The organism is Limimaricola variabilis (assembly GCF_014195545.1).
Lineage (GTDB): Bacteria > Pseudomonadota > Alphaproteobacteria > Rhodobacterales > Rhodobacteraceae > Limimaricola > Limimaricola variabilis.
On sequence record NZ_JACIBX010000010.1, the window covers coordinates 13,788 to 27,517 of the forward strand.

At 63.2% G+C, this 13,730-nt stretch carries 13 protein-coding genes; 7 read left to right on the top strand and 6 right to left on the bottom strand.

Annotation, left to right across the window (positions count from 1 at the left end):
* Window positions 1-89 precede the first annotated feature (89 nt).
* Complete coding sequence (locus FHS00_RS12920; protein ID WP_183474384.1) at window positions 90-866, bottom strand: DUF7282 domain-containing protein; 777 nt, start codon at window positions 864-866, stop codon at window positions 90-92.
* A 75-nt stretch (window positions 867-941) separates the two neighbouring features.
* Window positions 942-2,147 carry a hypothetical protein gene (locus FHS00_RS12925; RefSeq protein ID WP_183474387.1) on the bottom strand — a complete coding sequence of 402 codons (1,206 nt, stop codon included), beginning with the start codon at window positions 2,145-2,147 and terminating at the stop codon, window positions 942-944.
* Window positions 2,148-2,538: 391 nt separating this feature from the next.
* Here FHS00_RS12925 and FHS00_RS12930 point away from each other — a divergent pair, with 391 nt between their 5' ends.
* Window positions 2,539-2,802 carry a hypothetical protein gene (locus FHS00_RS12930; RefSeq protein WP_183474389.1) on the top strand — a complete coding sequence of 88 codons (264 nt, stop codon included), beginning with the start codon at window positions 2,539-2,541 and terminating at the stop codon, window positions 2,800-2,802.
* A 185-nt stretch (window positions 2,803-2,987) separates the two neighbouring features.
* Window positions 2,988-3,881, top strand: a complete 894-nt coding sequence (locus FHS00_RS12935; protein ID WP_183474391.1) for a recombinase family protein — start codon at window positions 2,988-2,990, stop codon at window positions 3,879-3,881.
* Window positions 3,882-3,902: 21 nt separating this feature from the next.
* Here the strand turns inward: FHS00_RS12935 and FHS00_RS12940 are convergent, their stop codons facing one another.
* Entirely contained in the window at window positions 3,903-4,484 is a 582-nt protein-coding gene (locus FHS00_RS12940; RefSeq protein WP_183474393.1) for a hypothetical protein, read from the bottom strand.
* 174 nt (window positions 4,485-4,658) lie between these two features.
* Here FHS00_RS12940 and FHS00_RS12945 point away from each other — a divergent pair, with 174 nt between their 5' ends.
* Both FHS00_RS12945 and FHS00_RS12950 read left to right on the top strand, forming a co-directional pair.
* A complete protein-coding gene (locus tag FHS00_RS12945; protein WP_183474394.1) occupies window positions 4,659-4,913 on the top strand; it encodes a hypothetical protein in 255 nt (84 codons plus the stop codon).
* Window positions 4,910-5,155 carry a hypothetical protein gene (locus FHS00_RS12950; protein WP_183474397.1) on the top strand — a complete coding sequence of 82 codons (246 nt, stop codon included), beginning with the start codon at window positions 4,910-4,912 and terminating at the stop codon, window positions 5,153-5,155. Before FHS00_RS12945 ends, FHS00_RS12950 begins: the two co-directional genes overlap by 4 nt.
* Window positions 5,156-5,174: 19 nt before the next feature.
* On the opposite strand, the gene FHS00_RS12955 is transcribed toward FHS00_RS12950, so the two are convergent.
* Window positions 5,175-5,429 (bottom strand): VOC family protein, encoded by a 255-nt coding sequence (locus FHS00_RS12955; protein WP_183474400.1) that lies wholly within the window; start codon window positions 5,427-5,429, stop codon window positions 5,175-5,177.
* 202 nt (window positions 5,430-5,631) lie between these two features.
* Window positions 5,632-6,231, bottom strand: coding sequence for a hypothetical protein (locus tag FHS00_RS12960; protein WP_183474404.1), 600 nt, complete (start codon window positions 6,229-6,231; stop codon window positions 5,632-5,634).
* 375 nt (window positions 6,232-6,606) lie between these two features.
* Here FHS00_RS12960 and FHS00_RS12965 point away from each other — a divergent pair, with 375 nt between their 5' ends.
* From FHS00_RS12965 to FHS00_RS12975, 3 genes are all read left to right on the top strand, one after another.
* Window positions 6,607-7,368, top strand: a complete 762-nt coding sequence (locus FHS00_RS12965; protein ID WP_183474408.1) for an HNH endonuclease family protein — start codon at window positions 6,607-6,609, stop codon at window positions 7,366-7,368.
* Between the two features lie 231 nt (window positions 7,369-7,599).
* On the top strand, window positions 7,600-8,445 hold the full coding sequence (locus FHS00_RS12970) for a hypothetical protein (RefSeq protein WP_183474411.1): 846 nt from the start codon (window positions 7,600-7,602) through the stop codon (window positions 8,443-8,445).
* 168 nt (window positions 8,446-8,613) lie between these two features.
* Window positions 8,614-9,714 (top strand): helix-turn-helix transcriptional regulator, encoded by a 1,101-nt coding sequence (locus FHS00_RS12975; RefSeq protein ID WP_183474414.1) that lies wholly within the window; start codon window positions 8,614-8,616, stop codon window positions 9,712-9,714.
* A gap of 230 nt (window positions 9,715-9,944) precedes the next feature.
* Here FHS00_RS12975 and FHS00_RS12980 read toward each other — a convergent pair.
* Window positions 9,945-13,730: Ig-like domain-containing protein (locus tag FHS00_RS12980; RefSeq protein WP_183474417.1), on the bottom strand; the 3,786-nt coding region annotated here is incomplete at its 5' end.

Below are 13,730 nucleotides of genomic sequence, written 5' to 3' on the forward strand. Positions count from 1 at the left end.
CTTTCGATTACATGCCGGTGCCGCGGAAAGAAGGGCTAGCCGATTCCTTCTTGGCTAGCCCTTCAAGAGCACTTCAGACCGGAACGAGATTACTGGGCATTCACCTCGCCATCAGCATTGGCATCCGCATCGGCGGAGCCATCTTCTTGGCCTTCGGCCTCCATATCCGTATCCTGCTCTAGATCGGCATCTTGGGTCTGCTCGTCGCCAGCATCATCTTCGAGCACCTCGCCTGCTTCCTCACTATCCTGTCCGTCGGACTCCTCATCCTCCTCAGTGGACCCCTCAGTCTCCGTATCATTCGGATCGATCGCGGGTTCGTCTTCGTCGACTGCGTCCCGCTCCTCATCGTCGTCCGACGCCGAACGGGATTCGGGATCATCCACCTCAGGGGAGGGAATAGGTTCGATGGCCACCACACCGTCAATCACGCCCTCGGGCACCGCGAACATGACGGTCACCGGCGCGCCGTCACGCATCACCGGAGCATCGACATCGGTCATGTCTGGCCCGAAATCGAAGGTGCCGTTGTCGTTGCTCTCGACATGCAACATGGCCATCAACTGAGTTCCGGCAGACAACGCTTCCGGAATAATCACAGCCACATCGGCATTTTCGCCCGTCGTCACCGGGGCATGCCCCAAGGCCTCACCGGCCGTGCCATCGGCAGCAACGGAATGGACCACGATGTAGCCGTCCTGAAGAGCGGTGATGAGCGGGAATGTCACCGTGGTCTGTCCATCCGACATGGACATCTGCATCGTCGCGTCTTCGGTGACCACGATCATCGTTTGGTCATCCTGCGCCAGAGCGCCTCCTGCCATCAGGGCGGAGAAGGCGGCCGCGCTTGCAATAGCCTTGATCATTGGAATCTCCGTGATGAAACTGCGCGCATAACTCGCCACCCTCGGCTTAGTTCAGCAGGACACTCACCGTGGTCATCACTGGCGCTGCGCGCTGACCAGCAGCGCGCTCGCCTTGTCGATTGCGGTCTCAAGATCAGTGAAAACGCGCTCCATCGCCCGCGCCGAAGCCTCTCGCTGATCCCGGCCATGGCGGTTGGCCATTTCACGCATCTCGGCCGATGGCCTGACAGCGTGCCCCTGTAGCCGAGTCCGTTTGAACGGCCGCACTGCGAGGCGCCCGCCCAAGCTTGGCACTGCCCAGATCCGCGCCGTTCGACGGCCGGTCATCTCTTTCAGGAGACCAAGTTCGGTCATCTCGTCCAAGAGCGTCAGCGCGGTGCGGACTGACACGCCGATCCTTTCAGCAAGCCGCGCCGAGTTCAGCACCGGTGCGGTTGCGAAGGCCTGGACCGCATCGGCCAGGCGTGAGCGTCCGCCCCTGCCCTGTGAAGCGTCCTGCCCGTGACGAAGCCAGTCGCGCGAAAGCGCGAAACGCCCGAGTTCTGCTTCGAAGACTTGGGCAAGACCGGTGCCTAGATCCATGAGCCCTGCTTCGCTCCCCGGCGACCAAGCCAGGAACTGCCGGTGGCTCAACGCGAGCGCTGGAGGCGAGACCCAGTGCGCATCTACCCGACCCGACAGACCCCGCAGGACGTCTTCGAGGTCGGTTCCACGCCCAACCCGGCCCCGCAGGCTGCTGTCGACCGCCATGAAGATCAGCCTCTCGACGATCGGGTTGGCACGCTGTGACAGCGCCGCGTAGCTGGCCGCCGCCCGAGCCGCAGCCAGGATCGGCATGTCGCCAGCACCCACCCCTGCGAAGAGGCCTTCGATCTCGGCGTCATCGAGCCGTTGCCCTGCAGGCTCATCGCCCGTGGTAAGGCCGGACCCCTTTCCGGTGCCTGCCGCTCTCTCAAAACGCCGCACGGCCTGGACGGGCCGCGCCAGAGGATCTCCGGGCGCCTTCAACACGCGGATCACGCTCAGCGCCAACTCCGCACCCGTCGGATCCGCGTCCTGCCCTCCATTCAGAGCGATGCGTGGCAGCAGGTCGCCCTCCGAGATCCGAATGCCTTCAAGACCCACGCTCGCCACGACTTCGGCGAGTGCAATCTCCGAGCGCCAGAGGTTGCCAACCGCGGGTTCGGCCCGGGTCATGGCTTCCAGTCGTGCAGCCAGTACTTCGGCTCGCAGGAAGGTTGTAACGGCACTCCTCGATTTTTCGGCGCTGTCGAAGTCCATCAGCTACGCCCCTGTTGTGCCCCACAATTCCTTCCTTACTTGAGGATGAATGACCCTATCTTCAATCGTCTCAGTGACGATCAGACATGTCGGAATGAGTTCTCGGCAAAGCGGCCTTGGAGGAGCGATCATGTCCAATCCGAGAACGCACTACACCGGAACAGAAGCGTTAGCTTCGCTCCGCGCCCTCAAAGCAAAGGGATCGAAGCGTGTCGCCTCCCCTCCCCTACCGCCTCGGCCGCGGCCCCGCGTCTATTGCAGGCGTCTTCAAACGACCGTATTCTCTAATATAGTCAAATTGGAGGCACTATGTTCTGGCAGCCGCAAGAGGGCTCGATCGACGGTAACGTCCATCTCGCCTGCATTCGCAGGCCGAACCAAAGGATCCAGCATGACCACGTTCCCAAGCCATCGGACCAAGATCAATCGCGCCATGCGGCTTGCCGAGGTTGGCGAGCACAGGACTACCGCTGAGGCCTTACTTCGTGCCCTCCCCGAAAGCGTGATAGCACGCGTCACCGGGCATGAGCTTGCCGAGCTTCTCGATGCCGTGTGGAAGCTCTCCCAAAACTCCATAGCGAGTGCGGAAACCGAAGTCGTCAGCGACGGCGGGGCCTGGGACGAGGACAAGCAGTCACTCCGGGAGCTGACTTAGCGCCAGCCGCCGCTCCGGCGCAGATCTAGTGCGAAAGATATCATCATGGACCTCCCTTCCCCTGCCCTCGAGCCGACGCCGCGCAAGTGGTTCGCCCGGATCGCCGAACATCTGAGCGAGGTGCCGAGCGGCTCGCCATTCCAGGAGACGGTCGAGGTCGTGTTATGCGATGAGGTGGCGCATCGATGGCACTCATAGGCTACGCCCGCGTCTCGACCGACCTTCAAGACACCGCCGCACAGCGCCGCGAACTGAAATCGGCAGGCTGCACCGAGATCCACGAGGAGTTCGCCTCCGGGGCCGCCCGCGCTCGCCCGGTCCTCGCGAAGCTGGTGGCAAGCCTCGGCCGTGGTGATGTGCTAATCGTCGTGCGCATCGACCGACTGGCACGCTCGCTGTCCCACCTGCTCGAGGTCATCGAGACGCTTGAAGCCCGCGGGGCGCATTTCCGATCCCTGGGCGATCCAATCGACACGACCTCGCCGCAGGGCAAGTTCACGCTGCAGATCCTCGGCGCCACCGCCGAGTTCGAGCGGGCGCTGATCCGTGAGAGGACAATGGCGGGGCTGGCATCGGCGCGCGAAAAGGGTCGCGTCGGCGGCAATCCCGGCCTGCGCGACCGCGACCCGGAGGCGATCGCCAAGGTCAGCCGCGCGCGCGACCGCAGCTACTTCGACAAGCTCAACGAGGACGCCCAGCAGTGGCTGCCTGCCGTCCGGCAGTTCCGGCCGCGGCTCCCTTGGGAGGACGTCGTGCGGATCCTCAACAGCCGGCATCCGGGCGCGAAGCCTTGGACGGTCGAGCGGCTGCGCCGCGCCGCCGGGCGCTTCGTGAAAGACGGGCTGCTGGATCGTGCCGTGCTCGACCGCGCCCCGCCCGCGCAGAAGGACGACCGACTGCTCGCAATCATAGCGGGCATCAAGAGTTCAGCGCCCGAGATGACGCTGAAAGAGATCGCGGCGCGGCTTGAGGCGATGCGGGAGCCGACACCGCGGGGCCGGGCGAAATGGGCAACGTCCTCCGTCGCCCATCTCCTGGCCCGCGCCGCAGAGGCCGGGCTCCTCGGGGAGGAAGCCTGACAAGAGAGGCGCTAGGCGCGATCAGTCGTCGTCGCGCTCGTCCTCATCGTCCTCGTCCTCATCTTCGTCGTCCTCGCGATCTTCACGGGCGTCACGCTCGTCGTCTTCTCGGTCCTCGCGAGCGTCACGCTCGTCGTCTTCGCGAGCATCGCGCTCCTCGTCCTCGCGTTCCTCATGGGCGTCGCGCTCTTCCTCTTCGCGCTCCTCGCGAGCCTTCCGCTCGTCCTCCTCTTGGCCGGCTTCCACCTTCAGGGCCGGCGCCGCCTTGGCTGCAGGCGCGGCGGGCGCGCTCTTGGCAGCAGCTGCGGCGGGAGTGCTCTTGGCGGCCGGAGCGGGGGCAACGCTGCACGGCTCGGGCTCCTTGCCTTCGCGGCCCGACTTGCCGCCGAGGAGCTCGTCCGCCGTCACCTTGCCGTCGCCATCCGCGTCATCGAGCAGCACCTGGGCGGCAGCTGCACCGAAGGCGGCTTCGAGTTCCGCCGCGTCGAGGAAGCCGTCGCCGTTCTGGTCGATCGGCTTAAAGCCGATGGCCTGAGCGGAGGCGGCACCGGCGGCCAGGAGACCTAACGCGGTGAGGGCGGGAAGGATCAATTTCTTCGACATCCATGATCTCCATGGAGGGTATCCTCATGGATCCATCGGGATGCGGACCTTTCCATTTGGCAGAATTTTCACGAACCATGAAAAGGTTGTCAGCCTTGCAGAACCACGGGCCAGGCCTTTCGCCGCGCCTTGGCATGTGTGACATTCGGTCGTCCGCCGAGGCGTGGTCGGACCATGACCAGCCAACCGACACCCCTGCCCCTCCCTGACCTGCTCCGCGGCCTCGAGATCATCGCCGCGCGGCGACCGGGGAGCTACGACGACGGCACGCAGATCCGCGAGGTCGTCGCCCCGAGCGCCATCGTGCCGTCGGCCTTCCTGCGGGTCCTGACCAGCCGCCTGCATGTGAGCGCCCGCGAGATCGAGAGCGTCGACATGCGCGATGGCCTGATGACCCTCGGCGAGCTCTATGAGGCCCTGACCGCATGAGCCGCTCTCCGATGCCCCTGCCCGAGGTCATCCGCAGCCCGGAGACGATCGCTGCGCGGCGCAGGGGAAGCTTCAACGCCAAGACCGAGATACATGTCGTGGTCGCGCCGGACGCGATCACTCCAGCCGTATTCATGCGTTTTCCTGAGATCCGCTTCGCGGCAAGCGCCCGCGAGATCGAGCGGGTCGACATGCGCGAGGGGCGCATGTCGCTGGGCGAGCTTTACGACGCGCTCACTTGACCGGTCCGGCGGCGGGGCGTCAGAGCCCCGCGACCTCGAGCGCGTTCGTCACGCGCCAGGTTTCCAGCGCCTCGTCCGGGTTATCGAACGGGTAGAGCTCCAAGAGCTCGTCACCCCGGCCAAGCGCGGTCCGGAAATGGGCCTTCGCCGCTCGCGCATCGACCGGATCACCCGCCCCCATCTCGCTGAAGTCGGCCGTGGTGGCGGTCGGTTCATCTTCGCCGGGAGAACGGTAGATGGCGGTCCAGTGGGTGAAGATGGGGTCCATCGGCATGCGCTTTTCCTGTTGTTGTTGATTGGCGTGCCCGGGCGGTAGTCGCCGCCCCGGAGCGAAACTCATAACACAGAAATGGTGGCGCGGTTCGCGGCGTGACGCGATGTCGCGGCGGGATCGGGGCGCGCTTTGCTATACGGCATACCCCAACCACCTTCAAAGGGCGCTGCCGAAAGAGAACGGGCCTTCGTCATATTGTCGGTTAGCTGCGGTTGTGTCCGTTCGTGGACGTCCCGGCCGGCGCGAAGCGGGTCTTCACCACCAGCCCGCTCTGCAGAATGGGCTTGCGCGGCGCCGGGCTGAGCCACGGCTCGGGCTCGAGATCGTAGATGGCGGCCATGACCAGCGGCCGCAGATAGCGACGGGTGCGCGGGCCGAGATCGACATGGCGCGGCAACCGCCACTGGCGGCAGCGGCTGTCCCCTGCCCTGCGGATCGTGCGGGCGCAGCCACCGGTCAGGACAGCGAGCTCTGCCACGGTCAGGAGCGGCGTCCGCATCTCCTGAATGCCCTCGTCCGGAACATTCCGGATTCCCCAGAGGGCAAACCAGACATCGCGCAGGTCATGGCGACCGCCAGGCAGCGGCTTGATGCGCAGGTCCTCGAGAATGGCGCGGGCAGCGGGACGCGACACCTGCAAGTAGGCCTGCATGTCGGCGCCGGTCGCCATCAGGCGCGGCTCGAGGACCGTCACGGTCCGGCGGGCGGTGACGGCCGAGGTCTCCTGCCCGGCCAATCGTCGGGCACGGGTGCTGCTGGGCTCAGACTGGAAGTCAGGCGGGGTGGAAGAGCGATTCGTCATGGGCAGATCCGTGTTCAGTGGTCTGCCGAGTCAATTGAACCATCTCTGCGAAAATCCGAAACAGGTTTTTCCGAAATTTCTTGGCGGCGGCCGTCACCCGTCCCGCTAGGTTCCGATCCTTAGCGCTTCCATCTGCTCGAGCGCGCCGTCGAGATCAGCAAAGGGGCTCTCCATGGCCGGCTTTCGCGCTGCTCGTGCTAGAACGTTCGCCCTGCAGATGGTCGACCACGGCGATCCGATTTCGGTCGTTCGTCTGCTACGCACGGTCTCGGTTCCGAGGGTAAGGCAGGGCGCTCTGCAGGCGTAACAGTTTTCCCTACACAACCGGAGCTTGTCATGCGCAGATGGGCGCACATCCTATCGATCAGGTGCCCCATGAGTTTTCTCCGCGCGATCGCGATCTCCGCGGCCATTACCATCCCCACGCTCAGCGCAGCCGATCCGGTTAAGATGTCGACCTCGGGAATTTGCCACTGCCCCGGTGGCGCCTACTATGTGCGGACCAAGAACTTCCGTCCCTATCCCTCCATACAGGCTTGCCTCGAGGCCGGGGGACGGCACCCCAAGAAGGGACAAGGCGCCTGCGAGCTCGCGTCTTCCCCACCCGCATTGAGCCGGCCGACCGCCAGCGCCGTCATCGTCTCGGCCGGACGCGACAGCTACGACCGGGATCTGTTCGGAGGCTGGGCCGACGACGACGGTGATTGCCAGAATACCAGGCATGAGCTCCTGGCCGAGCTGTCGACCGGACCGGTCCGCTACTCAGGTGACGGCTGCCGCGTCGAGCGCGGGCGCTGGAACGACCCGTATTCAGGGCAGATCCATCTCGAGGCCGCAGCGCTCGACATCGATCACCTCGTGCCGCTGGCCTATGCATGGGCCCATGGAGCTGACACATGGGCGGAAGAGAAGCGTCGCCGCTTCGCGAACGACCCGGTGAACCTGTTCGCCGTCGAGGCGTCAGCGAACAGGCAGAAGGGGGCATCGGGACCGCTCGAATGGCTGCCGGACGATGCGAGCTTCCACTGCCAGTATCTGCTCCGTTTTACCCGGGTGTCGGAGTCCTATGGCCTTACGTTCCCTCCGCCGGAAGCCGACGCTATCTACGGGCTCGTTCAAGAGAAGTGCGGGAGCTGAATAACAGGGCCTCTCTGCATGGCAAAACCCCCTGACTGATAGTTCTTGCAGACGGCCGAAAACTTCAGATCCCGGCGGTCCAAGGTTGGGTCCCAGAGCATCAGACCCGCAAACTCTCACTATGACCGAGGGACCGGCGGGGGGCAGGTCACAGGACATCGCCTCACGAAGCCCCTGATATCGAGATCATTTGAAAGAATCACCATTCAACAGAAGCGAAGGTTTTCTGAAGTGCCCACTTCTAATTTCTATATTTTTCCCGATTTTCTTTCCGCCAAGGCAGTTTTTTTGGCGCTTGCCGCCCTGACGATTTCTGCATCGAGCCTTTCAGCAGAAGAGGAGAGGCGGTCGATAAACGCGCTGCTCTACCTGTACGATTCTGCCTCCGATGCGTGCAAAAAGGAGGAGGATATTGACGCAGATACTTGCCGTAAAACTTGGCGTATCGAAAGAGCGTTGGAAGAGCGTGGAGTGTGTCGGGTGCCGGGTCCGGAATCCAAGTTCCTTCTCTGCGCGAACTACCGGCATCATCAGGTTTTTCCACAGATGAAGGAATACAACTTCGGATTTTCAAGAATTGGCGGGGGAAAGAAATTCTCAACACGGTTCGCTAGCTTCGAAGCTACCCGTGATGGGGATGTCGATCGTCGAGACATTGGATCAATAAACATCCTTTGTAATGATGAAGGGGCGGCGGTCTGGTTTGAAATTGATGGAGACCATCCCTCATTTCTCAGCAGAGAAGAGGAGACAAACTTGGTTGGCATGGTGGATGGCAGTGGCAAGCGTGAGTTTTTCTCCGGCTTCTATGAGCGCCGTGATCAGCAAGGCGTCTTTGGATTTACGGGGGAGGTGGCCGGACCTCGGATACTCAAATATTTTCTCGAGAGTCTCGAAATTTCAGCACCCAAAGAAGACCTTAAAATCGTGCTTTGGCCTGCGGACAAGAATGAATCCTTCGCGAAACTCGAGTTGGATATCGGCACAGTTTTCACGGGTAACATCGAGCTGATGGAGTATTCTCAGGAAATTCGTACCCTCCTGTCCGGTATGCTCGAGACCTGCCAGCCCCATTAGTAGCTGCAGGTTTTTCGCTTGGTGCCTGCGCCGAGGCATAGATGACGTGACCCCCTCGATGAATCGCGGCATAATAGCACGACAGCAGCGCAACAGTTATTGCCTCCGAAGGTGGACAACTTACCCAAGGTGAGGCAGCCTGCACGCCGTAGGCATGCGGTGCTCATTATGAAGAATATGTTGAAGGCAGATCGACTTCGCAGCTTGGTATACGGTGCCGTACTAGGAGAAAACGACTGGCAAGCTTTTCTGACTGAGCTGACCGCACTCCTACCCGAAGGTCGTGCTACTCTCTTCTTCCATGATATAGACCGCCAAGCCGGCGCTTTTTCGTTAGCTTCGAATCTTACGAGCGAGAAGACGTTGGCTTACAATGCGCACTATGCTCCTAAAAACCCTTGGATGAAGGGGGCATCCAAGCGCCCAGTAGGTCTAGTTGTCCCTGACCAATACATGTTATCGCGGGCAGAGCTGGAGAAAACCGAATTCTACTGCGACTGGCTCCACCCGCAGGGTCTGAAGGGTGCAATCGGGGTAACCCTTCATCGCGAAGGAGGACACAATTCGCTGCTGAGTGTCATCAGCTGCGAACCTGACGTTCATGAGCATCAGGACGCCCTGCGCGATTTGCAGCACGTGGTGCCGGACTTGCAGAAGGTCATGGACTTCTACCGGCGGCAGGCATCTAAACCACCTGTGTCTGAGGGCGGCGTGGGTTCCGACGCCTGCTTGGTGACCGTGGGCCGAAACCGAATTGTACGATACATGAACTCGGCCGCTCAACGCCTTTTGGAAAACAGCACCGAACTAGCGCTTAGCCCGACCTCGAGGCTGCGCTGCATTGATAACAACCTTATGGAATGGATTGATTTCTGCTTGGCCCTATGGGGCAGATCCAATTTCACATTTCCGACCCGGAGTTTTCTCGTCGGTCGCCCCCCCGCCCCTCCTACGAGGGTCACGGTGATCTGCGTTGCCTATGACATGGGAGAGCAGTTCTTCCGAGGGCCGGAATGCCACCTTATTATAGAGCCATCCCGCACCGAGGTACGATCCTTTGCGGCGATAAGTCGCTTTTACCAGCTGACACCTATGGAGTCGAAGGTTTGTGCCCTCTTAAGTGCGGGGGCTGCGCCAGCCGAAATCGCCGAGCGGCTCGGGGTGGGCATCGCTACTATCCGGAGTCATCTCAAAAGCGTCTACTACAAGACAGGCACTACTCGGCAAGCGGAGGTGGTGTCGCTTGTCTGCCAGTTTGCGGATCGCTGATCGCGGTATGGCGAGAAAGGAACTTCCTCCCCACTCTTAGTGCCCAGCGAGCTTAGGGGTTGGCTTGGATTTGTCTGGGACTCCTGGCTCTTCGGGGAAAAAAGATTAGGCTCTCCAGCTACACTCGCGTCCTTTGTCCAAAGAGTTGGGATGGGATCAATCTTCCTTCTATAAGGTAAAGGGCGGCGCGAGTGCCCGCGTCGCCCTTTCCTGAAGGCTTCGTTTCCAATTTAGGCGAAGATGAAATCGTCTATGCTGAGGGAAGCAAGGGTAACCTTCTCCAGCCGCAGTCGGTCGCCGCCGCCGAAGTCGATTATGGTGGCACCCCCGCTCTCCGTGGCCCGCGCTTTGATCTCCGCCAGTGTACCCAGATTGAAGGCGCTGACGTCGATCCGATCGGCTGTAGCGGCGCCGGCGCGGAAGTCGGTCACCGTGTCCTCGCCATCGCCGCGCCCAAAATAAAGCACGTCGTCGCCTGCCCCCAAGGTGATCTGGTCGGCGCCGCCGAGAGCAAACACGAAGTCATCGCCTGCGCCCACATTGATTACGTCGTCGCCTTGGGTACCCACGAACATGTCATTCGCGCTGCCTGAGCCGTTCATCGAGGTGAAGAACGTTTTGGTGACGCTAGCGCCTGCAGCGAGGTCGCCCGCTGCAAACGTCAGCGTGATCGCCTCATCCACGGACGCACCGTTCTGGTCCTGGGGAGTGGCGAAGGCGGCTAGAGCGTAAGGGTCGCGGTTGCTGAAGCCGAAGTTCGACGCCCGCGCGCCCTCGTCCACTGCGATCAGGTTGATCGAGATGCCCGAGGCCGGCCCCTTGGCCTGCGCTACCGCAAGGTCTTTGCCACCGCCCGCTTGGGCAAGCACGTCGTTAAGGGTGTTGTAGGTGCCGTGGAACACCACATCCTGATCGGGGTCGAAGCTGCGCATGTAACGCACATCCTCGAGCAGTCCCCCGGTCAGGTTCGTGAGAGTGACCGTGGTGCTGTAATAGGTAGCGTCCGGTGCCAATGCAATTACCTGCTTCACCCCCAGCGCGTCGTTCAGCTTGCCGGTAGTGGTAGCCGAGAGATCCAGACCGACGCTGGTGTCGACCGTGGTAGCACCGAGCTGGTCGAGACCCATCTGCTTTGCCCCGGTCCCGGTAAAGACCGAGCCGCCGGTGCGGTAGCCGACCACGATAGCGTCCTCGGGCGCGCCCGGAATGGTGGCGTCGCCGCTGCGCGGCGGCGAGCCGGTACCGCCCGCGTCCCAACCGTCAAGGTCAACTACATAGGACAGGCTCGAACCGATGTTCGGATGGTAGCCCGCCGGAGCAGAACTTATCGAACCGAGCGAGCCCGCTCCACTGATCCCGAGTTCCATGTAGTTGCCCTGCAGGAACACGTCTTCGCCCACCGTTGCCGAGCTGGCCCGCCCCACCGTCACCGTGGTCTGGCCGGTACTGGTGACGGTGCCATCACTTACCTCGTAACGGATGGTGGCAGTGCCCGCGGTGCCGCCGGCCGTAAAGCGCAGCTTGCCATCTTCTATCGCCACCGAGCCGTATCCGTCGCCTACTACTCCAACCACCGAAAGCGCGTCGCCGTCGAGATCAGTGTCATTGGCGAGCACATCGATCAGGATTGACTCGCCCAGACGGGCGAAGGCGCTCTCGTCGCGCACCACCGGCGCGTCGTTGACCGGCGCGATGGTGTAGGTCGCGGTGGCGGTGGTCTCAGCCATGCTGCCGTTTGAGGTCTCGGTTGCCTGGGCGGTGACCTGAAGCTTGAAGCTGCCGTTCCAGTCCACGGGCGGGGTCATGACCAGGGTGGAGAGGTCGAGATTTTCTGCATTCTCGATTACCCAAACGGCGCCGTCGGCTGTGCCGAAGCTGAAGGTCGCGCCAGCGGGGTAGCCCGACAGGACGAGGCGCAAGGTCTCCGACCCATCGGTGTCCGCCAGGGCCGCCGCAAGCCCAAGTGCGAGCGGCTGATCCTCTTCACCGTCCGCGGCGGCAGGAAGCGCGGTGCGGCGCAGGAATATCTCGCCGCCTCCGAAATTCTGGTCCCAGACGGTGACGACGTCGCCACCTACCAGCACCGCCGCCATGTCGCCGCCAGGGAAACCGTAGTGAAATTGGGTGCCCGCGGTGGCGTCGTTGATGCGCACCTCGCCGCCCATGGCCGTGCCGTTGGCCGCATAGCGCTGCGCGTAGATGTCCCAGTCGCTGCCGTCCTGGTTATGGGACGACCAGGTGACCAACCAACCACCATCCGCCAGCGCCGCCACGTCGGAGTAGATCTGATGGTTTGCGGTGGTGGTGTTGACCTGCACCTCGCCGCCCACGGTCGTGCCGTCGGCCGCGTAGCGCTGCGCGTAGATGCCCCAGCCGCTGCCATCCTGGGCGTAGGACGACCAGGTGACCAGCCAGCCGCCATCCGCCAACGGCGCCACGGCGGCGTAATCTTGGCCGCTCACGCTGTTGGTATTGATCTGCACCTCGCCGCCCATGGCCGTGCCGTTGGCCGCGTAGCGCTGCGCGTAGATGTCCCAGTCGCTGCCGTCCTGGTTATGGGACGACCAGGTGACCAACCAACCACCATCCGCCAGCGCCGCCACGTCGGAGTAGATCTGATGGTTTGCGGTGGTGGTGTTGACCTGCACCTCGCCGCCCACGGTCGTGCCGTCGGCCGCGTAGCGCTGCGCGTAGATGCCCCAGCCGCTGCCATCCTGGGCGTAGGACGACCAGGTGACCAGCCAGCCGCCATCCGCCAGCGCCTCCACGTCGGAGTATTGCTGGCTGCTCATAGTGCTGGTGTTGACCTGCACCTCGCCGCCCACGGTCGTGCCGTCGGCCGCGTAGCGCTGCGCGTAGATGCCCCAGCCGCTGCCGTCCTGGGCGTAGGACGACCAGGTGACCAACCAACCCCCATCCGCCAGCGCCGCCACGTCGGAGAAGATCTGGTTCTCCGCCGTAGTGGTGTTGACCCGCACCTCGCCGCCCACGGTCGTGCCGTCGGCCGCGTAGCGCTGCGCGTAGATGCCCCAGTGGCTGCCGTCCTGGAAGTAGGACGACCAGGTGACCAGCCAGCCGCCATCCGCCAGCGCCGCCACGGCGGAGAACTGCTGGTTGTCCGCGGTGGTGGTGTTGACCTGCACGTCGGTGGCGAGAGGCTGCGGTGCGAGATCCCCCCCACCCCCGCCCGGAGGGGCGAGCGACAGGTTTGGCGCATCGGCAACCGCGGCCACCGCAACCGTCACGCTCGCGGGTGCGGACTCCTCCAACCCGTCCGTGGCCACGTAGGTGAAGCTGTCCGCCCCGCTGTAGTGGGCGTCAGGAACATAGGCGAGCGTGCCGTCCGCCCCCACCGTCAGCGTGCCGTGCGACGTGGTGATCATGTCCCCTTCCGCCACCGCCACGCCGTTGATGCGCGCCAAAGACAGCACCTGCCCCGCGTTCGGGTCACTGTCATTCGCCAGAACCGCTAGCGTCGTCACCACGTCCTCGTCCACAGCGAAGGCATCGTCCGCCGCCACAGGCGGGGCGTTGTCGTCCGAGCCCTTGACGTGCAGCGTCAGTACCGCGCTGTCAGTGCCGCCACGGCCGTCCGCTACGGTGTAGGTGAAGGTCTCGACACCGGTCTCGCCGGTAATAAGCGCCTCGGTGTCCGGATCTGCGTCGTCCAGCGTGTAGGTCCATTCCCCGTCGGCAGAGAGCAGGAGGCTGCCGTAGACGCCTCGAACGCTTATGCCCACCCCGCCGGTCAACGGCGGACCCGCCACCGCGTCGCCCGCCTCAACGCCCTGCACGGATAGAGCGTCGGAGGCATCCACATCGCTGTCGTTGGCAAGAACGTTGCCCGCGGCGCTGCTGTTGCCCGCCACGAGATATCCCGCCTCCACAAGCGCCGCACCCGCATAGACATCATTCGAAGCCACCGGCGCGTCATTGGTGCCGGTGATCGTCACCGTCACCGTCTCGGTGGCCGTGCCGCCATTGCCGTCATCGACGGTGACGTCGTAGCTCTGGGT